The following is a 25,181-nucleotide window of genomic DNA, read 5'->3' as shown; positions in this document are numbered from 1 at the left end:
GGTCGGGCTGGGCAAAGGGGGGACAAAATGTCCCCTTTGCGATACAGGATTTGACCAATATCAAGGCGGCGCGCACAAAGGCCGCTCAGAAAGGGCCCAGCACGGCAGACCAGCCGCAGCCAGGAGACGGGACATGGACTACGACAAGGCACTCGACAGCGCGATCCAGCGCCTGCATGACGAAGGGCGCTATCGCACCTTCATCGACATCGAGCGCCGCAAGGGCCAGTTCCCCCATGCGGTCTGGCGCAAGCCCGACGGGACGGAGAAGGATATCACCGTCTGGTGCGGTAATGACTATCTGGGCATGGGCCAGCATCCGGCGGTTCTGTCCGCGATGCACGAGGCGCTGGATGCCACCGGCGCAGGCTCGGGCGGGACGCGCAATATCTCGGGCACCACGCTGTATCACCGGCGTCTGGAGGCCGAGATCGCCGATCTGCACGCCAAGGAGGCGGCGCTGGTGTTTTCCAGTGCCTATGTCGCAAATGACGCGACGCTTTCGACGCTGCCCAAGCTGTTTCCGGGGCTGATCATCTATTCCGATGCGCTGAACCATGCCTCGATGATCGAGGGCGTACGCCGCAACGGCGGCGCCAAGCGCATCTTCCGGCACAACGATGTCGCCCATCTGCGCGAACTGATCGCGGCAGATGATCCTGCCGCGCCCAAGCTGATCGCTTTCGAATCGATCTATTCGATGGACGGCGATTTTGGCCCGATCCGTGAAATCTGTGATCTGGCCGAAGAGGTCGGCGCGCTGACCTATCTGGACGAGGTTCATGCCGTGGGCATGTATGGCCCGCGCGGTGCCGGTGTGGCGGAACGCGATGGTCAGATGGCGCGGGTGGACATTATCAACGCCACGCTGGGTAAGGCTTTCGGCGTTTTTGGCGGATATATTGCTGCAAGTGCGAAGATGGTGGATGCGATCCGGTCGTATGCGCCGGGCTTCATCTTCACCACGTCGCTGCCTCCGGTCGTGGCGGCGGGTGCTGCGGCCTCCATCGCCTTTTTGAAGACCGCTGAGGGGCAGGCACTGCGCGACAAGCAGCAATTGCATGCGCAGATCCTGAAGATGCGGCTGAAGGGGCTGGGCCTGCCGATCATTGATCATGGCACTCATATTGTGCCTGTGCACGTCGGCGACCCGATACATTGCAAGATGCTGTCTGACATGCTGTTGGATCAGTTCGGCATTTATGTGCAGCCGATCAACTTCCCCACCGTTCCGCGCGGTACCGAGCGGCTGCGCTTCACGCCCTCTCCGGTGCATGAGTCAAGCCAGATTGACGCGGTTGTGAAGGCGATGGACCGCCTCTGGCAGCACTGTGCGCTAAATCGTGCCGAGGTTTCTGCCTGAATCAGTTCTGCGGCTGCAAATGCCGCTTGTGCTGTGCTAGGGTTGGAGCAATGAGATTGGCACCGAGTCGCCCCGCGGGCGACTCAGGGCACAGGCGGGACAGAAACGGGGCAGGCGACGTATGATCTGGCGGAGGAACCAACCTTCGACGGCGGAAGCCGACAAGCCAAAGGGCTTTGACGACTTCGAACTGCGGCTCGGCGATGTGATGCGCGGAGAGCGCGCTACGCTGGGCAAATCTCTTCTGGATGTGCAGCGCGAGCTGAAGATCAAGGCGACCTACATCGCCGCCATCGAGAATTGCGATGTCTCGGCCTTCGAGACGCAGGGCTTCGTTGCGGGCTATGTGCGCTCCTACGCCCGGTATCTGGGCATGGACCCGGACTGGGCCTTCAAGCGCTTCTGTGCCGAGGCGAATTTCGAGGTGGCGCATGGCATGTCTGCCGCTGCCGCGCCCGCGACGATCACGGCGGCCCGTTCGCGCGTAGCCACGCAATCTGAAACCCGCGATCCGCTGGGCAACCCCAATGCGCTGTTCGTGCCGCGCAGCGAAAGCTGGATTCACCGGGTGGAACCCGGTGCCATCGGCTCGGTCCTTGTGCTGGCGGCCCTGATCGGCGCGCTGGGATATGGCGGCTGGTCCGTGCTGCAAGAGGTGCAGCGCGTGCAACTGGCGCCGGTGGATCAGGCGCCGGTCGTGGTGGCTGACATCGACCCGCTGGAGCAGCTGGATGGTGTTTCCGCCGGTCGCGCGACGGTGCAGGCACAAACCGGGGTGACCGAAGACCCGGCCGCGCAGCAGGTGGCAGGCGCTTCGCCGGACCTGATGAACCGCCTTTATCGTCCGCAGGCGCTGGATGTGCCGGTGCTGGTATCGCGTGACGGCCCCATCGCCTCGATTGATCCGCGTCAGACCGGGACGCTGGCCGCTGCCAGCCTGCCGCAGGCGGGGGGCGTTGCTGCCGTGGCGACTCCGGCTGATCCGGCGCAGGATCAGGTTCAGGTGGTGGCGCAGGCGGAACCCGGGGTCGAAATCCTCGCGGTCCGGCCTTCCTGGGTCCGGGTTTCCTCGGCCGATGGTTCCACTCTGTTCGAAAAGATCCTGAACGCGGGCGAACGCTACAAGGTGCCGCAGCTTGATACGGCGCCGGTGCTGCGTTCGGGCAATTCCGGCTCGGTCTATTTCGTCATGGGTGGCAAGGCCTTTGGTCCCGCCGCGCCCGGCCCGCAGGTCGTGAAGAACATCGCGCTTTCGGAAGAGGCGCTGACCCAGAAATATGCCGAGGCCGATCTTTCGGATGACGCTGATCTGGCCCGCATAGTCAATGTGGCGCAGGCTACGCAGATCGACGCTCCGCGGGAATAAGCCTCGGCAAGACGTGATCCAGAGACGGCTCCGGCGGCATTGCCCCGGGGCCGTCTTGCCTTTATGCCTGCCCTCAAACCACCGAAAGGCGTGATCATGTCGCACAATCCCGTCCGTCCCTGGCGCAACATCGACCGGCGCAAGTCGCGGCAGATCCGCGTGGGCAAGGTGCTGGTGGGGGGCGATGCGCCGATCTCGGTGCAGACCATGACCAACACCATCACTTCGGATGTGAAGGCGACGATCGAGCAGGTGCAGCGCTGCGCCGTGGCCGGGGCCGATATCGTGCGGATTTCGACACCCGACGAGGACAGCACCCGCGCCCTGCGCGAGATCGTGGCCGAAAGCCCGGTGCCGATCGTGGCGGACATCCATTTCCACTACAAGCGCGCCATTGAGGCCGCCGAGGCGGGCGCTGCCTGCCTGCGCATCAATCCCGGGAATATCGGCGATGCGAAGCGCGTGGCCGAGGTGGTGCGCGCAGCCAAGGATCACGGCTGTTCCATCCGCATCGGAGTGAACGCCGGGTCTCTGGAAAAGCATCTGCTGGACAAATACGGCGAGCCTTGCCCCGAGGCGATGGTGGAAAGCGGGCTGGACCATATCAAACTGTTGCAGGACAACGATTTCCACGAATTCAAGATTTCGGTGAAAGCGTCCGATGTCTTCCTGGCCGCCGCCGCCTATCAGCAACTGGCCGAGGCCACCGATGCGCCGATCCATCTGGGCATCACCGAGGCCGGGGGGCTCATGTCCGGCACGGTGAAATCGGCCATCGGACTGGGCAACCTGTTGTGGATGGGCATTGGCGACACGATCCGCGTCAGCCTGTCGGCCGATCCGGTGGAAGAGGTGAAAGTCGGGTTCGAGATCCTGAAATCGCTGGGCCTGCGCCATCGCGGCGTCACCATCATCTCCTGCCCTTCCTGCGCGCGGCAGGGGTTCGACGTGATCAAGACCGTGGCGGCGCTGGAGGACCGGCTGGCCCATGTGACCACCAGCATGAGCCTGTCGATCATCGGCTGCGTGGTGAACGGCCCCGGCGAGGCCTTGATGACCGACATCGGTTTTACCGGCGGCGGGGCAGGCGCGGGCATGGTCTATCTGGCGGGCAAACAAAGCCACAAGATGACCAATGACCAGATGATCGACCATATCGTCGGCCTGGTCGAAGACCGCGCCGCGCAGATCGAGGCGGCGAAGGCAGAGGCGGCGGAGTAGGGGCTCCCCGCAACCGCGTCGCTGCCGGTCGAGAGCGGATTTGCTGACCATTGCGGGACATATGCAAAAGGCCGCTGCGGACAGCGGCCTTTCCTTGTCTTGCGCAAGGCAGCCGGAACTCACCCGTCCTGACGTTGCCCCTCGACGATCTGGCGCATGCCGTCCAGCGGGACGTAGCCGCGCACCATGGTCTGGTCGATCACGAAGCTGGGCGTGCCGTTGATCTGCATTTTCGTGCCAAGCGCGTGGTTGGCGTCGATGATCGCCTTGACCTCGGGGCTTTCCATCTTCGCCACGATGGCCGCGCCGTCGAGGCCCAGATCGCCCGCGAGTGCAGTCAGGCTTTCAGGCGTTGCGTCGCCGCGCAGCGTGATGAGCGCGTCATGGACCTTCTTGTAGGCATCATCGCCCGCCACGATCCGGGTGGCGATGGCGAATTTCGACGAGATCGTCGATTGCTCGCCCAGAATCGGGAATTCCTTAATGACGAAGCGGATGTTGCCATCCGTTTTCACAAGTTCCTCGACTTCTTCCCAGGCCTTGCGGCAATAACCGCAGCGGTAATCGAGGAATTCGACTACGGTGATATCACCCTCGGGGTTGCCGCCCAGCCAGGAGTTCTGGTCGTTGAACAGGGCGTCCGAATTGTCTGCCAGAAGTTTCAGATCATCGGCTTCGGCCTGCTGCTGCTGGCGCTGTTCCAGCACCGAGACGGCCTCCATGATGACTTCGGGATTCTCGATCAGATAGGCGCGCACGGCCTCCCCGAAGGCGGCGCGCTCGGCGTCGGTCATCGCGCCAAGATCCAGCGCGGCGGCGGGAAGCCCCAGCGTCAGCGCAAGCGCGGTGGAGGCGAGGAAGGTCTTGGTCATGCGTCTCTCCGATGGGCGGGGCACGCATGACAACGCAGGTCCGGCCCTGCTTGACGCGCGCGACCCGCCGGGCCAGTGTCGGCCCGAGTTTACGGGGGCTTACATGCAGGTTTCAAGACGCGCTCTGGTCGATCCCTTCATTGTGATGGACGTGATGGAGAAGGCGCGCGCCGCCGAGGCGGCGGGGCGCAGCATCATTCACATGGAGGTGGGACAGCCGGGCACGCCCGCACCCGCCGGGGCCCGTGCCGCTCTGGCGCAGGCGATGGAGGCTGGGGCGCTTGGCTATACCGTGGCGCTGGGGCTGCCGGAACTGCGGGCCGGGATCGCGGGGCTGTACAAACGCTGGTATGGCATTGATCTGAATCCTGAACGGGTGGTGGTGACGGCGGGTTCTTCCGCCGCTTTCCTTCTGGCTTTCACCGCGCTGTTCGATGCGGGCGACCGCGTCGGGCTGGGCGAGCCGGGATATCCGAGCTACCGCCAGATCCTGCGTGCGCTGAGCCTGACGCCGGTGGGCATTCCTGCGGCGCCAGAGAACCGGCTTCAGCCGGTCGCTGCCGATCTGGACGGGGTAGAAATGGCGGGGATGATCGTCGCCAGCCCCGGCAATCCTTCAGGCACCATGCTGTCGCATGAGGCGCTGGCGTCCCTGATCGGATATTGCGATCAGCGTGGAATCAGCTTTGTCTCGGACGAGATCTATCATGGGCTGCATTATGGCGACCGCGCGGTCAGTGCGCTGGAAGTCAGTGATAATATCTATGTCATCAACTCGTTCTCCAAATATTTCAGCATGACGGGCTGGCGCATCGGCTGGATGGTCGTGCCCGAGGATCATGTCAGGGTGGTGGAACGTCTGGCGCAGAACATGTTCATCTGTCCGCCGCATGCGAGCCAGATTGCGGCGCTGGCCGCGCTTGACTGCATCGACGAACTGGAGGCGAACCGCGCGGTTTATGCCGAAAACCGCCGCCTGATGCTGGAGCATCTGCCGCGTGCGGGGTTTGACCGCATCGCGCCGCCGGACGGGGCGTTTTATATCTATGCCGATGTCAGCCATCTCACTGACAATTCACTGGCTTTCGCGGCGGAGCTTCTGGAACATGCCGGAGTGGCTGTGACGCCGGGGCTGGACTTCGATCCGGTGCGCGGGGCACAGACCTTGCGGTTTTCCTATGCGCGGGCGACGGCGGATATTGCCGAGGGGCTGCGGCGTCTTGAAGAGTATATGGCGCGGCGTGGCTGAGCCGTCGGCTGCCTCCGGCGGGGATATTTGGACCAGGGTAAATGGGGGCGTGATGCGCAGGCTGATTCTGGCGCTGGCGATGATCTGGGCGGGGTTCGGTGCGGCGGCGCAGGAGCTTTCGGCGCTGGCCCGGCTGGTGCCGCAGGAGTCGCGCATCGAGGCCACGCAGGATGGAACGGTGCGGTTGTCGCTGGCGCTCAGCCAGCCGGTGCCATGGCGGGTGCGCGTCATGGCCGATCCGCCGCGTCTGGTGATGGATTTCCGCGAGGTGGATTGGCAGGGAATCGGCGGTATCGCGCATCCCGGCCTGCCGGACCTGCGGGCGGGTGTGTTCCGGCCTGGCTGGTCGCGGCTGGTCGCGGAACTGCCGGGGCCGATGCTGGTGGCCGAAGCGGGGATGGTCACGGAAGGCGCGACGCGGGTCGAGGTGGAACTGCATCCCGCAGATGCGGCGGCCTTCGCGGAAAAGGCGGCGGCACCGGAGCCGCCGGGCTGGGCGCTGCCGCCGCCTGCGGATGTACCCAGGCCCCCTGCACCGGGCAGCGGGGCGCTGGTCGTTGTGCTGGACCCCGGCCATGGCGGTATTGATCCGGGGGCCGAGCGGGACGGCGCGACCGAGGCCGCACTGGTGCTGGGTTTTGCACGCGAACTAAAAGAGGCGCTGTTGCGGCAGGGGGGCTTCACCGTGGTGATGACACGGGAGGAGGATGTTTTCGTGCCGCTGGAAACCCGCATTTCCATCGCGCGGGCGGCCGGGGCGCATGTGTTCCTGTCGCTGCATGCCGATGCGCTGGCCGAGGGTGAGGCGGTGGGGGCCACCGTTTACACCTTGTCCGACGATGCCTCGGACCGGGCGGCGCAGACGCTGGCCGAACGGCATGACCGGGCTGACCTGCTGGCGGGTGTCGATCTGACCGAACAGGACGATCTGGTGGCGGGGGTGCTGATGGATATGGCGCGCACCGAGACGGTGCCGCGGGTCGAACGCTTAAGCGCGGCGCTGGTGACAGCAATCAAGGCGGCGGGGCTGCGGATGCATCGCCATCCGCATCAGGAGGCGGGCTTCTCGGTGCTGAAATCGCCCGATATCCCCTCGGCGCTGCTGGAACTGGGGTTCCTGTCCTCGGCCCGCGATCTGGCGCGGTTGCAGGATGCGGCGTGGCGGGCCAAAATGGCGGCGGCCATCGTGGCGGGGCTGAAGGACTGGGCGGCGAAGGATGCGGTTCTGTCCGGCATGGCGGGTCAGTAAGCCAGAAGTGACCCCGCCAGCGGCGAGATTGTGCCTGTGCGGGCGGCGCAAGGTTTTGACCTTGACCCGCGCAGCGCCTATATGGGGGCCACGGCTCGGACGGGGGTAAGACGTGCTGCGATTTGTCGGATCCTTTTTCGGTGCGATCTTCACACTGGTGACGCTGGGCCTGTTGTTCGTGGCCCTGTCCATCGGTGCGGTCTTCTACATGTATTCGCGCGACCTGCCGAGCCACGAGAGCCTCGCGCAATATACGCCGCCCACGATCAGCCGGATCTATGACGGCGAGGGCCGGATGATCGACGAATTTGCCGAAGAGCGGCGGTTGTTCGTGCCGATCGAGGATGTGCCGGATCTGGTGAAATACGCTTTCATTTCGGCTGAAGACAAGAATTTCTATACCCACAAGGGCTATGATGCGCGGGGCATTCTGGCCGCTGCCATCGAGGCGGTGAAATCGCGCGGCCAGAACGTGCGCGGTGCCTCGACCATCACCCAGCAGGTGATGAAGAACTTCCTTCTGGGCGGCGAGCGCAAGGCCGAACGCAAGATCAAGGAAATCATCCTCGCCACCCGGCTGGAGGAGACGCTGTCGAAGGACAAGATCCTTGAGCTTTACCTGAACGAGATCTTCCTCGGGCAGAACTCTTATGGCGTCGCGGCGGCGGCGCAGACCTATTTCAACAAGTCGCTGTCGGAATTGGCTCCGCATGAGGCGGCGATGCTCGCCTCGATGCCGCAAGCGCCGGGCGAATATCATCCGGTCCGCGCCAAGAAGCGGGTGACCGAGCGGCGCAACTATGTGCTGCGCGAGATGTGGCAGAACGGCTATATCGACGAAGCGACCTATCTGCGCGAAAAGGACATGCCGCTGAAATCGGTGCAGAACGGCGATTATCCGGCCTTCCGCACCGCGCTGCCGCCGCGCGACTATTTCACCGATGAGATCCGGCGCCAGCTTTCGGGCAGCTTCGGGCATGAGGAATTCTTCGGCGGCGGTCTGGCCATCAAGGCGACGGTTGACCCCGATCTTCAGGAGGTTGCGGCCAAGGCGCTGCGGACTGGTCTGGAACGCTATGACCGGGCGCAGGGCGTATGGCGTGGCACGGGCCAGAAGATCGGGCCCGAGCAGCTGACCTCTGAGGCCGATTGGCGCGCAGCACTGGCCGGGGCCAAGGTGCCGCGCGATATCGAGGGCTGGCATCCGGCGGTCGTGCTGTCGCTGGGCGAGAAATCCGCCCGCATCGGCATCGAGGGCGTGGACGAAGACGAGGACGGCCATTTCATCCCGGCCGAAGATGTGACCTGGGCGCGCAAGCGGCTGCAAGGCGGCAAGCTGGGACCGAAAGCGAAGGTTGCATCTGACCTGCTGGACGTGGGCGATGTGGTTCTGGTGCGTGCCATGACCAATGATGGCGACGGCAGCTTCAAACGCTGGACGCTGCGGCAGGTGCCGCAGGTGCAGGGCGCTTTCATGGCGATGGATGTGTTCTCGGGCCGCGTTCTGGCGATGCAGGGCGGTTTTTCGTATCAGGACTCGGTTTTCAACCGTGCCACGCAGGCCACGCGCCAGCCGGGCTCAAGCTTCAAGCCCTTCGTCTATGCCGCCGCACTGGATTCGGGCTTTACCCCGGCGACCATCGTGGTTGACGCCCCGATCGAGCTGAACACGCCGCAGGGCCTGTGGCGGCCGAAGAACGCGTCGAATAAATTCTATGGCCCGACGCCGCTGCGCACCGGGATCGAACAGTCTCGGAACCTGATGACCGTGCGGATCGCGCAGGAAATCGGGATGGAGACGGTGGCGGGCTATGCCGAACGCTTCGGCGTCTATGACCGGATGCAGCCTTTCCTGTCGAACGCCCTGGGCTCGCAGGAAACCACGCTGTTCAAGATGGTGGCCGCCTATTCCATGTTCGCCAACGGCGGCGAGAGGGTGGAGCCGACACTGGTCGACCGCGTGCAGGACCGTTATGGCAAGACGATCTACAAACACGACCCGCGCAAATGCGAGGATTGCGGCGCGCCGGCCCTGCCGGCGGGTGAGGCACCGCATATCAGCTCGACCCGCGATCAGGTGATGGACCCGATCACGGCCTATCAGCTGACTTCGATGATGCAGGGCGTGGTGCAGCGCGGCACGGCCCGCGGGATCAACCTGCCGGTTCCGGTGGCAGGCAAGACCGGCACCACGAACGACGCCAAGGATGTCTGGTTCATCGGCTATACCTCGAACATCGCGGCGGGTTGCTATATCGGCTATGACAATCCGCGCACCCTGGGCGGTCGCGCCTCGGGCGGCGGGCTGTGCGGCCCGGTCTTTGAAAGCTTCATGCGCAGCGCTATCAAGAAATACGGTGGTGGCAAGTTTGCCGTGCCGCCCGGCGGCTATTTCGTTAAGATCGACCGCTTCACCGGCGCCCGTCTGCCGGACAGCGCCAGCGGCGACAATGTGGTGTCGGAATATTTCCGCGAGGGCGAAGACCCGATCTTCGGCATCGGCGCGATGGTGGATGGTGGCTTTGCGATGGGGGCGAACCTGCCGCTGTTCGCGCAGGGGGAGGTGGAAACCGGCGGCTCCACCGTCACCACCGCCACCGGCAAGACACGGGTCATTCCGAAGAAGGCCGACTTTGGCACCCTGTCCTCCGGCGGGCTTTACTGAACTTCCGTCCCCACCCCGCCCTTGCCGGGCGGGGGGCGAGGCGTTATTACCCTGCGCCGGGCATCCTGGCCCCGCAGCCGTCCATCCGATACGAGAGAACCCGCCATGCGCGCCGAAACCCAGTCCCAAGCCGAAACCATCCGCAAGTCGCTGGCCCTGCTGGCGCAGCGGATGGATTACGAGACGGCGCCGCACCGGCTGGAAGAATTCAACGCCATGATCGAGGACCCGAACCTCTGGAACGATCCGGCCAAGGCGCAGAAGCTGATGCGCGAGCGGCAGATGCTGATGGATGCCATCGGCACCTACCGGATGATCGACAGCGGGCTGCGTGACAATCTGGAACTGATCGAACTGGGCGAGATGGAAGGCGACAACGAGATCGTCACCGAGGCCGAGGCCGGGATCAGGGCGCTGGTGCAGACCGCGCGCGAGAAGGAGCTTGAGGCGCTGCTGGACGGTGAGGCTGACGGCAACGACACCTTCCTTGAGATCAACGCGGGCGCTGGCGGCACCGAAAGCTGCGACTGGGCCTCGATGCTGGCGCGGATGTATACCCGCTGGGCGGAAAAGAAGGGCTACAAGGTCGAGCTTCAGTCGATTTCGGAAGGCGAGGAAGCGGGCATCAAATCTGTCGCCTACAAGATTTCGGGCCATAATGCCTATGGCTGGCTGAAGTCGGAAAGTGGCGTGCACCGGCTGGTGCGGATTTCGCCCTACGACTCGGCTGCGCGGCGGCATACGTCGTTTTCTTCGGTCTGGGTCTATCCGGTGGTGGACGACAATATCGAGATCGAGGTGCTGCCGAACGAAATCCGCATCGACACCTATCGGTCGTCGGGGGCGGGTGGCCAGCACGTCAACACCACCGACTCGGCGGTGCGGATCACCCACCTTGCCACCGGCATCGTGGTGACCAGTTCGGAAAAATCGCAGCACCAGAACCGCGACATCGCCATGAAGGCGCTGAAATCGCGGCTGTACCAGATGGAACTGGACAAACGGAACGCTGCGATCAACGCCGCGCATGAAGCGAAGGGCGATGCGGGCTGGGGCAACCAGATCCGCTCTTACGTCCTGCAACCCTATCAGATGGTCAAGGATCTGCGGACCGGGGTGGAAACCTCGGATACCGACGGGGTTCTGAACGGTGATCTGGACCGTTTCATGCAGGCGACGCTGGCCATGGATGTGGCCGGCAAGAGCCGTGCCGAGGCCACCGCCGAGGATTGAACGGCGCGCGGTAAACTCGCCGCGCAATTACATCTTTTCGATCCCGACACCGCGCGCTTAAGGTTCTCCCGAGAGGGAGGACATTATGACGCATGTCGAGACCGGGCCACCGCATGTGCCCGAAATCAACGAGGTCACCTTTGCTGATCTGGGCGCGAGCCTGCGCGCGGGCTGGCGCGATTTCCGCGCGGCACCTGTCTATGGGCTGGCCTTCGCCTCGGTCTATGTGCTGGGCGGCTGGCTGGTGGCCTGGGCGCTGACCGCGCGCGGACAATTGTGGTGGACGCTACCCGCAAGTGCCGGCTTCCCGATCCTCGGTCCGTTCATCGCCTGCGGTTTCTATGAAATCTCGCGCCGCTTGCAGGCAGGCGAGCCGCTGGACTGGGGGGGCATTGCCGGGGTGATCTTTCGTCAGAAGGACCGGCAGATCCCCTCGATTGCTGCGGTGGTCGTGGTGTTCTTCCTGTTCTGGAATTTCCTCGCGCATATGATCTTCGCGTTGTTCCTGGGCACCGCGACGCTGACCAATGTCTCCAGCTCGCTGGGTCTGTTCCTGACCGGGCAGGGGCTGATGATGCTGGCGGTGGGCACAGCGATCGGCGCGGTCTTTGCGACTCTGCTGTTTTCGCTGACGGTGGTGAGCCTGCCCTTGCTGCTGGAGCGGGAGGTGGATTTCGTCACGGCGATGCTGACGAGCCTTGCGCTGGTGCGGGAAAATCCGGTGGTCATGCTGGCATGGGGCGCATTCATCGCCATCACGCTGTTCGTCGCGATGATTCCGGCCTTTCTGGGCCTTCTGGTGGCCTTGCCGGTGCTGGGCCATGCCTCGTGGCATCTGTATCGGTGCGCACTGACCTGACGGCGCGTGGGGCGGTGAGGCTGGCGTTTTGAGTATTTGGGCAAGAAGCAGGGCATAAAGAAAAAGGGGCGCCGTCGGGCGCCCCTGATGGATCGGAAAGGCTCCGATCAGTCTTCTTTCGGGCCGGCGATGGCCTTAACGCCATTCAGCGGGTCGTCCTGACGCTGGACCGAGCCTTCGAAATGGGCGCCCGATTCGATGGCAATGGTCTTGTGGATGATGTCGCCCTCGACCCGTGCGGTGGAGGTGAGACGCACCTTCAGACCGCGCACGCGACCGATGACGCGGCCGTTGACTACGATGTCATCCGCTACGATCTCGCCCCGGATGGTGGCGGTTTCGCCCACGGTCAGCAAATGGGCGCGGATATCGCCCTCGACCGTGCCTTCCACCTGGATATCGCCGGTGGTGCGCAGATTGCCGACCACCGTCAGATCGGAGGACAGCACCGAAGCATTGGGCTTGGCCTTCACCGCCGAAGCCGAGAAATCCATCGCGGGCTTGGCGGCAGGCAGGTCCGCGGGTTTGGCTTTTTCGCCTTCCACCTGTTTCGGACCGGGTTCGTTGATTCTGCTTTTAGAAAACATCGCTCGCTGCCTTGATGAAGGTCATCGGATTGACCGGGCGGCCCCCGACATGAACCTCGTAGTGAAGATGTGTGCCGGTGGACCGGCCTGAATTGCCCATATCACCGATCCGGTCGCCGCGCGATACCCTTTGGCCCACGCTGACGCGGATTTGCGACATATGACCATAAAGCGTTTCCAGCCCGAAGTCATGACGGATCTTGACCATGCGGCCGTAACCGTTGCTCCAGCCTGCATGGACCACGACGCCATCGGCGGTGGCGCGGATCGCGGTGCCATAGGAGCCCGCGAAATCGAGGCCCGCATGCATGCGGGTGCCCGCGCCCTTGGGATCGCGGCGATAGCCGAAGCCCGAGGTGAAGCGGTAGTTGCCCGAGGGAATCGGATTGGCGAAGGGCGATTTCACCGCCGCCAGCCGGTAGAGGTTCATCCGGTCGAGACCCTGGAGAATCGCATTGGCGCGCTGTTCGTCGGGGCTGAGTGTGGTGCCCTTGGTGGATACGAAGGGCATCAGCGGGCCACCCTGGCCGGAATAGCCGCGTTTCACCTGTTTCAGCAGATCGTCCGGCGACATGCCCGCGGCGCGGAACATCTTGTCCAGCGGCCCCATCGAGACGGTCACCGCCTCTTCCAGCCGGGCGAAAATGGCGTCGTTGCGCAGTTCCAGCTCTTCTTTGGAGCGGGTGATGGCGGCGGTTTCGTCGCGGGCGGCCTCGGCCACACGCGCCATTTCGTCCCGCTCTTTGGCGGTATTGCCAAGCGCACCCGCCATGATGTCGAGTGTGGCCAGCGCATCGCGGGCGCGACCGGCTTCGGTATGGGTGCCGCCGGCGCTGGCCAGCGCCGTGCGCGCCTTGTCGGCGGCGGCGCGGGCCTCGTCGCGTTCCTTGATGGTGCGGCGCAGCGTGTTCTGGATCACGTCGATGCCGGTTTCCAGTTCCTTCCGGCGGTCTTCGGAGGCCAGAAGCCGGGCCTGCATGTCGCTGACCTCGGCCAGCGCCAGATTGAAGCGGTCCTGCGCATTCACCGCTTCCTCGGCGCGGCGGTCGCGGTCGTTGGAAAGCGTGGTCAGCCGTTCCTCGAACAGGGCCTGCTGGCGGAGCGACTGGTCGCGGTCGGACCCGGCTGAAATGCTGTCCATCAGCAGGATCGAAGTTGCGATGAAGGTCCATGCCACCAGAAGGCCGCCGCCCGCAAGGGCAATGGCCTGGGTCGCGGGACGCAGGCGGATAAAGCGGGTGGCGGTATCCGATTTCAGGAACAGGCGCTGCTCGGGCAGATAGCGGTCGAGCGTGGCGTTGATCCGGTAGGCGAGACGCGTCAGCACACGGTTTTCCATTTTTGTTGCGGCAATGGAACCGGAAGTCACGTCGTGTCCCCGGTTACCCGGCCATCGGTGCGCATTGGCACCTGATCCCCGGCGACGTGATTAAGGCGCGCCTGCCGCTGCCGCAACAAATTTGAACCGATGCAGGCGAATGCCGCCTGCTGCTGTGCAGAAATCGGCAATATCCCGCCGATCAGTCGACGGGTTCATCCTTCCCGGTCAGCGGCCAGTAGAAATCGGGGGGCAGCCCGGCTTCGGCGCGTTTTTCTTCATTGAACGGAGGTTTCAGCGCGCCGTGGAAATACTGCCGTACAAGGGTATGGAACACCTCTTTCGGGTCCAGCCCATCCCGGCCGCACAGCCAGTTGAACCATTTGGAGCCATAGGCAACATGGCCCACTTCTTCGGCGTAAATCACCTCCAGCGCGGCGACGGCCTGATCGGCCCCGGCGCGGCGGAAAATGTCGATCATGCCGGGGGTGACGTCGAGGCCGCGCGCCTCCAGTACCATGGGCACCACGGCAAGGCGGCCGAACAGGTCTTCCGCCGTGTCCGAGGCCGCGCGCCACATGCCCGCATGGGCGGGCAGCGCGCCGTAATGGCTGCCCGATGCCTCAAGACAATCGCAGATCATGTTGAAATGTCTGGATTCCTCGGCGGCGGATTTCACCCAGTCGTCATAGAAACCGGGGGGCATGGCGATATGGCCGAAGCGCGCGATGATATCCCAATGCAGGTCGACCGCATTCAGTTCGATATGCGCGACCGCATGCAGCAGCGCGATGCGGCCCTGCGGGCTGCTCGGGCGGCGACGCGGCACGTCGCGCGGGTCCAGCAGTTCGGGTTGCGCGGGACGCGCGGGGTGCGACGGCGGGCTGGCGGTGCCGACCGGGATCGGCACACCCGCCGCGCGGGCGGCGAACCAGCTTTCGGCGTGGCGTTGCGACAGGGCGCATTTGGCACGGCCATCGGCGGTGGCCAGCACCTCGACCGCCATCTCGGCAAGTGTGGTCATAGCGCGCGTGCAGCCTCCAGCACCTCGTCGGCATGGCCCGCGACCTTCACCTTCGGCCAGACCTGCGCCACGCGGCCCTCTGCGTCGATCAGGAGGGTGGTACGCTCGATCCCCATGTAGGTCTTGCCATACATGCTTTTCTCGACCCAGACGCCGTAATCCTCGCAGGTGGTGCCTTGCTCGTCAGAGGCCAGTGCGATGCCCAGCCCGTGTTTGGCGACGAATTTGTCGTGCTTCTTCACACTGTCTTTGGAAATGCCGATCACCATGGCCCCGGCCGCATCGAAATCCGCGGCGCGCGCGGTGAAGTCGAGCGCCTCTGTCGTGCAACCGGGCGTGTCGTCCTTGGGATAGAAATACAGGATCACCTTGCGACCCTTCAGGGCCGAAAGCGCGATCTCACCACCACCATCGCGCGGCAGGGTAAAATCGGGGGCGAGGGTTCCGGGGGTAGGTGTCATGGGCGGCTCCATGCCAATACTGTGAAGATGCTTGGGATTTTAGTTGCCTTCGGGCAAAGTTAAAGGCAACCCCGGCGAAAAAAGCCCGAATGCCGGAAAAGACGCAGGCATGACCGACGAAACAGAACCAGAGACGGAGCTTCGCCCGCGCAGCCGCGCGCCGCGCCGCGTCATGCGGTTCGGGCTCTGGATGCTGCTGAGCCTCGCGCTGGTCGTGGGTCTGGCGGGGTTCGGTCTGCTGGCGCTGACCGGAAAGCCGATCCGCCTGCCGGTCTGGGCGGTGGCGGAGGCCGAGGCGCGGCTGAACGATGCGCTGCCCATGGGAGGTAACAACCTGTCCATCGGCGGTGTCGAGATCGCTGTGGGCCGGGACTGGGTGCCGCGCCTGCGGCTGGAAGATCTGCGGCTGACCCGTTCGGGTGGTGCACCTTTGCTGCGCCTGCCCGAAGCGCGGGTGGCCTTCGATCCGCTGAGCATTGCCGCCCTGCGTCTGCGCCCCGCCTCTGTCGTGCTGTCCGGCGCGTCGATCCGGCTGCGCCGCGATGCGACGGGGCGGTTCGACCTAGATCTGGGCGAGGCGGGGGCAGGCCCGCAACTTGGCAGTTTCGCGGAGGTGATGGCGGCGCTGGACGCCTTGTTCGCGCGTCCTCAGCTCGCGGCCCTGCAGGAGGTGACGGTCGAGGCGCTGTCGCTGCGGCTGGATGATGCCCGCGCCGGGCGGGTCTGGCAACTGGGCGACGGGCGGGCGGTTCTGGCCAATGATCCCGAAGGTCTGGGCGCCGAACTGAGCTTTACCCTTGCCGGTGGCGCGCAGGTGGCGCAGGCGCAGCTTCAGGTCAGGACCGAACGGGGCACGGCAGGCGCCCGCCTGCGCGCCACGGTCGAAGGGGTGGCCGCGCGCGATCTGGCTTTGCAGGCGCCGGTACTGGGCTTCCTGTCCGCGCTCGACGCCCCGATTTCCGGGCGGCTGAACGGCTCTGTCGATGCCGAGGGGCAGGTGGCCGGGCTGGAGGCGGAGCTGGCCCTCGGCGCTGGCGCGCTGCAACCCAGCCCCGAAAGCAAGCCCGTGGGATTTGATTCCGCGCGTCTGGCCCTGGCCTATGATCCCGCGCAGGAGCGTATCGACCTGACCGAGATTGCGGTGCAAAGCCGGTCGCTGCGTCTGGGTGCCAGCGGCCACGTCTATGCACCTGGGGTAACGCGCGGCCGACCGGCGGCGTTTCTGGCGCAGATTGCCTTTTCCGAGGTGAAGGTCGATCCCGAAGGGCTGTTCGTCGAGCCTGTCACCTTCAGCCAGGGTGCGCTGGATCTGCGGTTGCGGCTTGATCCGTTCCGGCTGGATGTGGGGCAGCTGACCCTGCTGGAGGACGGGCGGCGGCTGGAGGCGAAAGGCTCGGCCCGCGCCGATGCTTCCGGCTGGCATCTGGCGCTGGATCTGGCGCTGGATGCGATCCGGCATGACCGGCTGCTGGCCCTCTGGCCGGTGTCGGCGGTTCACAAGACCCGCGAATGGCTGGTTGAGAATGTGCAGGAAGGCCTGCTGCGCAATGTGAAGGTCGCCCTGCGGATGGAGCCGGGGGCCGAGCCGCGCTTTTCGCTGGGATATGATTTCGCCGATGGCGATGTGCGTTTCCTCAAGACCCTGCCGCCGATCCGGCAGGGCAGCGGCTATGCCACGATCGAGGGCAACAGCTATACGATGGTGCTGGATCGCGGGCAGGTGACGCCGCCGGTGGGGGGGCGGATCACGATGGATGGCTCGATCTTTTCGGTTCTGGACATCCTGCAAAAGCCCGCGCAATCCGAAATTCAGCTGCGCACGAAATCCAGCCTGACCGCCGCGCTGTCGCTGCTGGATCAGGAGCCGTTCCGCTTTCTGACCAAAGCGGGTCGCCCCGTGGAACTGGGCGAGGGCCGGGCCGAGGTTTCGGCGGTGCTGCGCCTGCCGCTGGTACCGCATATCAAGCTGGACGACGTTTCCTATCAGGTCGAGGGCAGGCTGAGCGATGTGCGCTCTGCCGTGCTGGTGCCGGGCAAGGAGTTGTCGGCGCCCGCGCTGAACCTGACGGCCGGGCCATCGGGGCTGGCGATTACCGGCAAGGGGCGGGTCGGTGCGGTGCCGTTCGATGCGACCTACAAGCTGCCCTTTGGTCCGGCGGCGGGCGGCAAATCCACGATCACCGGCACGGTCGAACTGTCGCCGCGCGCGGTGGCCGAATTCTCGCTGGGTCTGCCGGACCGGATGGTTTCGGGGCAGGGCAGCGGGAAGTTCACGCTGGAGCTGCCCAAAGGGGGCGCGGGGCGGCTGGCGCTGACATCGGACCTGCGCGGGCTGGGTCTGGCTTTGCCCGAAATCGGCTGGCGTAAGGCACCGGCCACGGCCGGCCGGCTTGAGGTGGCGGCGACGCTGGGGCAGCCGCCACAAGTGCAGGCGCTGTCATTGCAGGCGCCGGGCCTGACCGCGAAGGGCGATATTTCGTTGCGCGCGGGGGGCGGGCTGGACCGTGCCCGTTTTGCCCGCGTGCAGGCCGGAAACTGGCTGGACGCGCCGGTCACGCTGACCGGGCGCGGCAAGGGCCGGGCGGTCGGGGTTGAGGTCACAGGGGGGCGCATCGACCTGCGCCGCCTGCCGGAGCGCGGCGGCAGCGGGGGGGCCTCTGACGGTGCGCCGATGCGGGCTGCGCTGGACAGCGTACAGGTCACCGACGGCATAGCCCTGACCGGCCTGCGGGGCGAGTTCACCACGCGCGGCGGCTTTGGCGGCACCTTCACGGGCCGGGTGAACGGGGGGGCGGCGGTGCGCGGCACGGTCGCACCGATGAAGGGCGGCAGCGGTATCCGCATCACCTCGGACGATGCTGGCGGGGTGATCGCCTCGGCCGGGATCTTTGGCAATGCGCGGGGCGGCGCGCTGGATCTGCAACTGGTGCCCGTCGGCGCCAACACCTACAACGGCATCGCGACCGCCCGCAATTTCCGCGTGACCAATGCCCCGGTTCTGGCCGAACTGCTGTCGGCCATATCGGTCGTTGGCATTCTCGAACAATTGAACGGGGCCGGGCTGGTCTTTGCCGAGGCGGACGCGCAGTTCCGCTTGACACCGGCGGGGGTCGAGGTCAGCAGGGGCGCCGCTGTGGGTGCATCCATGGGCGTCTCTGCCGCTGGCACGTTCGACAGCCGCAACAAGCGGCTGAACCTGCAAGGCGTGATCTCGCCCATCTATCTGCTCAACGGTATCGGTTCGGTTCTGACACGCAAGGGCGAAGGCTTGTTCGGTTTCAATTACAAGATCCGCGGCACATCGGACCGGCCGGAGATTTCGGTCAATCCGCTGTCCATCCTGACACCTGGCCTGTTCCGCGAGATTTTCCGGCAGCCGGTGCCGAAGCTGAGGCCCGCGCAATGAAACTTGCGGATTTCGATTTCGACCTGCCCGAGCATCTGATTGCCACCCGTCCGGTGAAACCGCGCCCCGCCGCGCGGCTCCTGCTGGCCGAGGGGGAAGCGATCCGCGATCTCCATGTCCGCGATCTGGTGACGTTGCTGCGCCCCGGTGACCGGCTGGTGCTGAACAATACCAAGGTCATTCCCGCCCGCCTGAACGGCACGCGCTGGCGCGATACGGGGCAGGGCCGGGTTTCGGCGAAGGTGGAAATCACCCTGCTGGAACCTGTGGCCTCGGGCGGTTGGCGGGCGCTGGCCAAGCCCCTGCGCAAGCTTGCCCAGGGCGAAGTGATCGTGTTTTCAGATCAGCTTTCGGCGCAGGTCAGCCGGAAGGGCGAGACCGATCTGGTGCTGGAATTTAACCTGACCGGGCCGGATTTCGATGCAGCGCTTGCTGCTGCCGGGCAGATGCCGCTGCCGCCTTATATTGCCGCCAAGCGCGCTCCCGATGCGCAGGATCATCAGGATTACCAGACGGTCTTTGCCCGCCATTCCGGCGCGGTGGCGGCGCCCACCGCCAGCCTGCATTTCGACGCGGGTCTGCTGGCCGCGCTCAGGGCGCGCGGGGTCGAGTTCACCGAAGTGACGCTGCATGTCGGCGCGGGCACCTTCCTGCCGGTGAAGGTGGAAGATGTGACCACCCACCGGATGCATGCCGAATGGGGCGAGGTGACCGAGGCCGCCGTGGCCGAGATCGCCGCCACCAAGGCCGCGGGCGGGCGGGTCATTCCGGTCGGCACCACTGCACTGCGGCTGATCGAAAGCGCAGCGCAGGGTGGCGCACTTGCGCCCTGGCGGGGCGAGACTGACATCTTCATCTATCCGGGGTTCACCTTCCGCGTGGCCGACGGGTTGATGACCAATTTTCACCTGCCCAGGTCGACGCTGATGATGCTGGTCGCGGCGCTGATGGGGCGTGACCGTATCCTGCGGGTCTATGATCATGCGATTTCCGAAGGATATCGCTTCTTCTCTTACGGCGACGCATCGCTGCTGCTGCCGGGGTGACGGGGACATCCGCCCGCGTGTCGCCCGTGTTACACTGCTGTTTCTGAACCGCTGCTAGATCTGCCTGCCGAACCTGCCGAACCGGAGTCCGCCATGCCCAATGTCATCTCTTCATCCTGGCCCCTTCTGATGGGCGTCATGCTGCTGATGGTCGGCAATGGCATGCAGGGCACCCTGCTGGGGATTCGCGGCACGATCGAGGGCTTCAGCACGTTCGAGCTGTCGATTGTCATGTCGGCCTATTTCGCGGGCTTCCTGCTCGGGTCGCTGACGGTGCCGGACATGATCCGCCGGGTTGGCCATGTGCGGGTCTTTGCCGCGCTCGGCTCTGCGATTTCGGCCGTTCTTGTGGTCTATCCCGTCGCGCCCGACTGGACCGTCTGGGCTGCCCTGCGCGTCCTGATCGGGTTCAGCTTCTGCGGCGTCTACATCACCGCCGAAAGCTGGCTGAACAATACCGCCACCAACGAGACGCGGGGGCAGGCGCTGTCGGCCTATATGATCGTGCAGATGATCGGCATCATCTCGGCCCAGATCCTGATGAATGTCGCGAGCCCCGAGAGCTTTACGCTGTTCGTGATCCCCTCGGTGCTGGTGAGCCTTGCCTTCATGCCGATCCTGCTGACGGTGACGCAGACCCCGACCTTCGAGACCAACAAGCGGCTCAGTTTCCCGAAGCTCTGGCGCATCTCCCCCCTTGGCTGCATCGGCATGCTTCTGACCGGAGGCATCTTCTCGGCCATGTTCGGCATGGCCTCGGTCTGGGGGGCGAAAAGCGGCCTCAGCGTCCAGCAGATCTCGATTTTCGTGGGCGCCATGTATGTCGGCGGGCTGATCCTGCAATATCCGATCGGCTGGCTGTCGGACCGGCGCGACCGGCGCGGGCTGATCCTCTGGCTGGCGGCTGCGGCCTCGGTCGTCATGGCGCTGGCGACGGTGTTTCCCGTGCATTTCATCGGGCTGATCGTGGTGGCCATGTTGCTGGGTGGCATCGCCAACCCGCTGTATTCGCTGTTGATCGCTTACACCAACGACTTTCTGACCAAGGATGACATGGCAGCGGCTTCTTCGGGGATGCTGTTCCTGAACGGGCTGGGCGCGATCTTCGGCCCGCTGCTGACCGGCTGGCTGATGGAGGGGATCGGTCCGCGCGGCTTCTTCCTGTTCATCGGGCTGAACTTCCTGGGCCTTGCGCTTTATGCCGCCTGGCGGATGACGCGCCGCGCGGCGCCTGGTGTGACCGGCGCCTATGCGGCGGTGGCGCCCACGGCCTCGGCCCTTGCGGTCGGTGCGGTGATGGAAGAGGCTGACACGGGCGAGCCGTCGCTGCCGCAACCCTGACTTGCGGCCCGCCGGAAAGCCTGTCACCCTGCCTTGACGCGAGGCAGGCAAGGGAGGCGGCGATGTCCGATCCGGTTCAGGTTCTGGATTACTGGCTGGGCGAGGTTGGCCCGGAAGGCTGGTATGCCGGGGGCGAGGCGCTGGACGCCGATATCCGGGACCGCTGGCTGGATCTGTGGCAGGCCGCCCATGACGGCGGGCTGGATCACTGGGCCGAAGGGCCTGCCGGGGCGCTGGCGCTTCTGGTGCTGACCGACCAGTTTTCCCGCAACATGTTCCGGGGCGAAGGCAAGGCCTTCTCTACCGATCCGCTGGCCCGCGCGGTTGCTCGCAAGGCGGTGGCGGCGGGCTGGGATCTGGAGGTTCCGGCGCCGGAGCGGCAGTTCTTCTATCTGCCCTTCGAACACAGCGAAGATCCCGCTGATCAGGCGATGGCGGTCGAATTGATCGCGGACCGGTTGCCCGAGGCAGATGAAACCCTGCTGCATGCCCGCGCCCATCAGGCGATCATCGCCCGCTTCGGCCGCTTCCCCTTCCGCAACGCGGCGCTGGGGCGGGAATCCAGCCCCGAGGAAACTGCCTTCATGGAAGGTGGCGGATATGCTTCAATGGTAAACGATCTTCGGAGCCAAGCCATGCGCTAAGCGCAACGGCCCATGCGCTGCGCTGCATTGCTGGGTGATGCGTGATGGTTTAATGGCAAACTACTTTTCCAGAGGAGGGGAAATATGGCTGCCAGAAATTTTGATGTCATCGTGGTTGGTGCCGGGCCGGGGGGGTATGTGGCCGCTATCCGGGCCGCGCAACTGGGCAAGAATGTCGCGATTGTCGAACGCGAACATCTGGGTGGCATCTGCCTCAACTGGGGCTGTATCCCCACCAAGGCCCTGCTGCGCAGCGCCGAAGTATTTCACCTGATGCACCGTGCCAAGGAATTCGGCCTGAAGGCAGATGGTATCGGCTACGATCTGGATGCCGTTGTCGCCCGCTCGCGCGGGGTGGCGAAACAACTCTCGGGTGGCATCGGCCACCTGATGAAGAAGAACAAGATCACCGTCTTCATGGGCGCGGCCACACTGCCCGCCAGGGGTAAGGTCTCGGTCAAGACCGACAAGGGCACCGAAGAGTTGACGGCCCCCGCGATCATCCTCGCCACCGGCGCGCGCGCCCGCGAACTGCCGGGGCTGGAGGCGGACGGCGATCTGGTCTGGACCTACAAGCACGCCCTGCAACCCAAGCGCATGCCGAAAAAGCTGCTGGTGATCGGTTCGGGCGCCATCGGCATCGAATTTGCCAGTTTCTTCAATACGCTGGGCGCCGAAGTGACCGTGTGTGAGGTGATGGACCGTGTGCTTCCCGTTGAAGACGCGGAAATCAGTGCCTTCGCGAAGAAAGCCTTCGTGAAACAGGGCATGAAGATCCTCGAAAAGACCACGGTGAAGAAGCTCGACCGCAAACCGGGCGTGGGCGTCACTGCGCATCTGGAAGATGCGAAAGGCACCACCACCGCTGAATTCGACACGGTGATTTCCGCCGTGGGCATCGTGGGCAATGTCGAAAACCTCGGGCTTGAGGCTCTGGGCGTCAAGATCGACCGCACCCATGTGGTGACCGATGAATATTGCCGCACCGGGGTCGAGGGCCTCTATGCCATCGGCGACATCGCGGGCGCGCCCTGGCTTGCCCACAAGGCCAGCCACGAAGGTGTCATGGTGGCCGAACTGATCGCGGGCCTGCATCCGCATGCGATCAAACCCAATTCCATCGCCGGCTGCACCTATTGCCACCCGCAGGTCGCCAGCGTCGGCCTGACCGAGCAGAAGGCGAAGGACGCGGGCTACACCGTGAAGGTCGGACGCTTCCCCTTTATCGGTAATGGCAAGGCCATCGCCCTGGGCGAGGCCGAGGGCATGATCAAGACCGTCTTCGACGCGAAAACCGGCGAGTTGCTGGGCGCCCATATGGTCGGCGCTGAAGTGACCGAACTGATTCAGGGCTATGTTGTCGGCCGCAGCCTCGAAACCACTGAGGAAGACCTGATGAACACCGTCTTCCCGCATCCCACGCTCAGCGAGATGATGCACGAGGCCGTGCTGGACGCTTACGGTCGTGCCCTGCATATCTGATCCGGCGCCGGCTCATCTGTTCACAAATATCCTCAGGGGTGAATTGCCGAAGGCAAGAGGGGGCGCAAAGCCCCCTTTTTCCTGTCGGTCGCCTCTGGCTTCGGACGCAGGTGCGGGCTAAGCCTGAGGCATGAAAACCCATTCCGCTTTCTGGCTGGTTCTGGCGCTTTGGGGCGCGGGGCTGGGGGCCGCCGCGCAATTCGGCAAGATCGGCGTTATCTTCGATCTGGCGCCCGGGCTTTATCCCGGTGCCGGGCCGCTGGCGCTGGGGCTCTTCGTCTCGGTCGTCGGCGTGCCGGGCCTGATCTTCGGCACCACGGCGGGTCTGCTGGTGCAGGGGGCGGGCTATCGGCGGGTGCTGGTGGTGGCGCTGCTGGCGGGTGCCGTGCTGTCGCTGGTGGAAAGCCTGTTCCCGCCACTGGCCGTCATGCTTGCCCTGCGCGTGCTGGAGGGGCTGAGCCATCTGGCCATCGTCATCGCCGCCCCGGTGATGATCGCGCAGACCGCGCCGCCCGCCCGGCTGGGGCTGGCCATGGCGCTGTGGTCCACCTTCTTTGCCTTCACCTTCACCGCGCTGGCGCTGCTGGGGCGGCCGCTCGCCGATGCGGCGGGGCCGGGCGCCCTGTTGCTGGCCCATGCGGGCTGGATGGCGGCTTTCGCGGCGCTGCTCTGGCGGATGTTGCCCGCCGATCCGCCGCGCCCCCGCACGCCGCGCTTTCCCGGCGGGGTGCTGCGGGCGCATCTGGCGATCTATGCCTCGCCCTTCATCGCCGCGCCTGCCACGGGTTTTGTCTGCTATACAGCTACTTACGTTGCACTTCTGACCCTGCTGCCGCCGCTGGCGGGTGAGGGGCTGCATGCGGTGATGGCAAGCCTTTTGCCTCTGGTTTCCATCGCGGGGTCATTGACGCTGGGGGTCTGGCTGATGGGGCGCCTTGGCGCTGTGCGGGTGGTCATGCTGGGCTTTGCACTGGCCGTGATCGGTGCCGCAGCGCTCTGGCTCGGCTGGCCGTCCGAGGCGCTGCTGCTGGGCGCGAGCCTCTGGATCGGGGCGGCGCTGGGGCTGGTGCAGGGGGCAAGCTTTGCCGCCGTGCCCGCGCTCAATGCCAGTGCAGGTGACCGTACGCTGGCGGCGGGGGCCATTGCGCAACTGGGGAATGTCGGCACCACGCTGGGCACGCCGCTTCTGTCAGCGCTGATCCTTGCGCATGGAGTCATGGCAGTGCCCGCCTTCGTGGCGCTGTGTTCTGCGACCGGGATTGCCCTGCATCTTGTGCAGAGCTGGCGGCGCGGGCGTCAGACCCGTTCAATCGCGCCGCCACCCGCCTGCCAGTGACCGAGGCCCCCGAGGTTATAGACCTCGGTGTAACCCATGCCCAAAAGCGTATCGGCGGCCATGCCCGACCGGCCGCCCGAGGCGCAGTAAAGGCAGATCGGGGTGTCCAGCGCCACGCCCTTGGGCAGATCGGCCGCGCCCGGCGCCATACGGCTTTGCAGCGCCATCAGCGGCACATGCACTGCGCCCCTGGCCTTGCCGCTGGATTTCAGCTCTGAAATGTCGCGCACGTCGATCAGCACCAGATCGCCCCTGGCAGCGCGCGCCACGGCATCGGCGGGGGCGATGGGTTTGCAACGATGGGCAGAAGGTTTGAGGAAGGAAAACATGCGCGGCTCCGACTCCGGCTTGAGGAATTTGTATTCAAATAAATGAATGTGATTGCTTTGCAAGAGGATCAAATCATCCTCTGCCCACAAAATCGTGACTTTTGCGGAAAATCACAAAAGTTCACCAATT

At 64.9% G+C, this 25,181-nt stretch carries 20 protein-coding genes; 14 read left to right on the top strand and 6 right to left on the bottom strand.

What is annotated here, in order from left to right; translation table 11 throughout:
• The first annotated feature begins 133 nt into the window (after positions 1-133).
• The 3 genes from hemA to ispG all read left to right on the top strand — a co-directional run bounded on the left by hemA (position 134) and on the right by ispG (position 3,950).
• On the top strand, positions 134-1,363 hold the full coding sequence (gene hemA / locus C8N34_RS01335; RefSeq protein ID WP_054300923.1) for a 5-aminolevulinate synthase: 1,230 nt from the start codon (positions 134-136) through the stop codon (positions 1,361-1,363).
• A 121-nt stretch (positions 1,364-1,484) separates the two neighbouring features.
• Complete coding sequence (locus tag C8N34_RS01330) at positions 1,485-2,729, top strand: helix-turn-helix domain-containing protein (RefSeq protein WP_108127027.1); 1,245 nt, start codon at positions 1,485-1,487, stop codon at positions 2,727-2,729.
• Between the two features lie 96 nt (positions 2,730-2,825).
• On the top strand, positions 2,826-3,950 hold the full coding sequence (gene ispG / locus C8N34_RS01325; protein WP_054300921.1) for a flavodoxin-dependent (E)-4-hydroxy-3-methylbut-2-enyl-diphosphate synthase: 1,125 nt from the start codon (positions 2,826-2,828) through the stop codon (positions 3,948-3,950).
• A 119-nt stretch (positions 3,951-4,069) separates the two neighbouring features.
• On the opposite strand, the gene C8N34_RS01320 is transcribed toward ispG, so the two are convergent.
• Complete coding sequence (locus C8N34_RS01320; protein ID WP_054300920.1) at positions 4,070-4,822, bottom strand: DsbA family protein; 753 nt, start codon at positions 4,820-4,822, stop codon at positions 4,070-4,072.
• A 103-nt stretch (positions 4,823-4,925) separates the two neighbouring features.
• On the opposite strand from C8N34_RS01320, the gene C8N34_RS01315 reads away from it, so the two are divergent.
• The 5 genes from C8N34_RS01315 to C8N34_RS01295 all read left to right on the top strand — a co-directional run bounded on the left by C8N34_RS01315 (position 4,926) and on the right by C8N34_RS01295 (position 12,077).
• Positions 4,926-6,071, top strand: a complete 1,146-nt coding sequence (locus C8N34_RS01315; protein WP_108127426.1) for a pyridoxal phosphate-dependent aminotransferase — start codon at positions 4,926-4,928, stop codon at positions 6,069-6,071.
• 52 nt (positions 6,072-6,123) lie between these two features.
• On the top strand, positions 6,124-7,320 hold the full coding sequence (locus C8N34_RS01310; protein WP_108127025.1) for an N-acetylmuramoyl-L-alanine amidase: 1,197 nt from the start codon (positions 6,124-6,126) through the stop codon (positions 7,318-7,320).
• Positions 7,321-7,432: 112 nt separating this feature from the next.
• Positions 7,433-9,985 carry a penicillin-binding protein 1A gene (locus tag C8N34_RS01305; protein ID WP_108127023.1) on the top strand — a complete coding sequence of 851 codons (2,553 nt, stop codon included), beginning with the start codon at positions 7,433-7,435 and terminating at the stop codon, positions 9,983-9,985.
• 105 nt (positions 9,986-10,090) lie between these two features.
• Positions 10,091-11,218 (top strand): peptide chain release factor 2, encoded by a 1,128-nt coding sequence (gene prfB / locus C8N34_RS01300; RefSeq protein WP_054300917.1) that lies wholly within the window; start codon positions 10,091-10,093, stop codon positions 11,216-11,218.
• Between the two features lie 85 nt (positions 11,219-11,303).
• Positions 11,304-12,077, top strand: coding sequence for a DUF2189 domain-containing protein (locus tag C8N34_RS01295; RefSeq protein WP_108127021.1), 774 nt, complete (start codon positions 11,304-11,306; stop codon positions 12,075-12,077).
• Between the two features lie 107 nt (positions 12,078-12,184).
• Here the strand turns inward: C8N34_RS01295 and C8N34_RS01290 are convergent, their stop codons facing one another.
• The 4 genes from C8N34_RS01290 to bcp form a co-directional block, all read right to left on the bottom strand.
• A complete protein-coding gene (locus C8N34_RS01290; RefSeq protein WP_054300915.1) occupies positions 12,185-12,664 on the bottom strand; it encodes a bactofilin family protein in 480 nt (159 codons plus the stop codon).
• A complete protein-coding gene (locus C8N34_RS01285; protein ID WP_108127424.1) occupies positions 12,654-13,991 on the bottom strand; it encodes a M23 family metallopeptidase in 1,338 nt (445 codons plus the stop codon). Before C8N34_RS01285 ends, C8N34_RS01290 begins: the two co-directional genes overlap by 11 nt.
• Positions 13,992-14,184: 193 nt before the next feature.
• Entirely contained in the window at positions 14,185-15,006 is an 822-nt protein-coding gene (locus tag C8N34_RS01280; RefSeq protein WP_108127019.1) for a ferritin-like domain-containing protein, read from the bottom strand.
• A complete protein-coding gene (bcp, locus tag C8N34_RS01275; protein ID WP_108127422.1) occupies positions 15,003-15,467 on the bottom strand; it encodes a thioredoxin-dependent thiol peroxidase in 465 nt (154 codons plus the stop codon). Before bcp ends, C8N34_RS01280 begins: the two co-directional genes overlap by 4 nt.
• Before the next feature lie 109 nt (positions 15,468-15,576).
• Between bcp and C8N34_RS01270 the strand changes: the two genes are divergently transcribed.
• The 6 genes from C8N34_RS01270 to C8N34_RS01245 all read left to right on the top strand — a co-directional run bounded on the left by C8N34_RS01270 (position 15,577) and on the right by C8N34_RS01245 (position 24,722).
• On the top strand, positions 15,577-18,873 hold the full coding sequence (locus C8N34_RS01270; protein WP_108127017.1) for a YhdP family protein: 3,297 nt from the start codon (positions 15,577-15,579) through the stop codon (positions 18,871-18,873).
• Entirely contained in the window at positions 18,870-19,919 is a 1,050-nt protein-coding gene (queA, locus tag C8N34_RS01265; protein ID WP_054303374.1) for a tRNA preQ1(34) S-adenosylmethionine ribosyltransferase-isomerase QueA, read from the top strand. The genes C8N34_RS01270 and queA overlap by 4 nt, the downstream gene beginning before the upstream one ends.
• 93 nt (positions 19,920-20,012) lie before the next feature.
• Entirely contained in the window at positions 20,013-21,260 is a 1,248-nt protein-coding gene (locus C8N34_RS01260) for an MFS transporter (RefSeq protein WP_054303375.1), read from the top strand.
• Between the two features lie 62 nt (positions 21,261-21,322).
• Positions 21,323-21,904, top strand: coding sequence for a DUF924 family protein (locus tag C8N34_RS01255; RefSeq protein WP_108127015.1), 582 nt, complete (start codon positions 21,323-21,325; stop codon positions 21,902-21,904).
• An 84-nt stretch (positions 21,905-21,988) separates the two neighbouring features.
• On the top strand, positions 21,989-23,386 hold the full coding sequence (gene lpdA, locus C8N34_RS01250) for a dihydrolipoyl dehydrogenase (RefSeq protein ID WP_108127013.1): 1,398 nt from the start codon (positions 21,989-21,991) through the stop codon (positions 23,384-23,386).
• Between the two features lie 130 nt (positions 23,387-23,516).
• Positions 23,517-24,722 carry an MFS transporter gene (locus C8N34_RS01245; protein ID WP_108127011.1) on the top strand — a complete coding sequence of 402 codons (1,206 nt, stop codon included), beginning with the start codon at positions 23,517-23,519 and terminating at the stop codon, positions 24,720-24,722.
• Here the strand turns inward: C8N34_RS01245 and C8N34_RS01240 are convergent.
• On the bottom strand, positions 24,683-25,051 hold the full coding sequence (locus C8N34_RS01240) for a rhodanese-like domain-containing protein (protein ID WP_054303696.1): 369 nt from the start codon (positions 25,049-25,051) through the stop codon (positions 24,683-24,685). The two genes, C8N34_RS01245 and C8N34_RS01240, sit on opposite strands and share 40 nt — an antisense overlap.
• Between the last annotated feature and the right edge of the window lie 130 nt (positions 25,052-25,181).

The sequence above is a fragment of the Gemmobacter caeni genome, from assembly GCF_003054195.1.
Taxonomy (GTDB): domain Bacteria; phylum Pseudomonadota; class Alphaproteobacteria; order Rhodobacterales; family Rhodobacteraceae; genus Gemmobacter; species Gemmobacter caeni.
The sequence above is the reverse complement of the archived record's forward strand: the minus strand, read 5'-3'. Positions and strand labels throughout refer to the sequence as shown.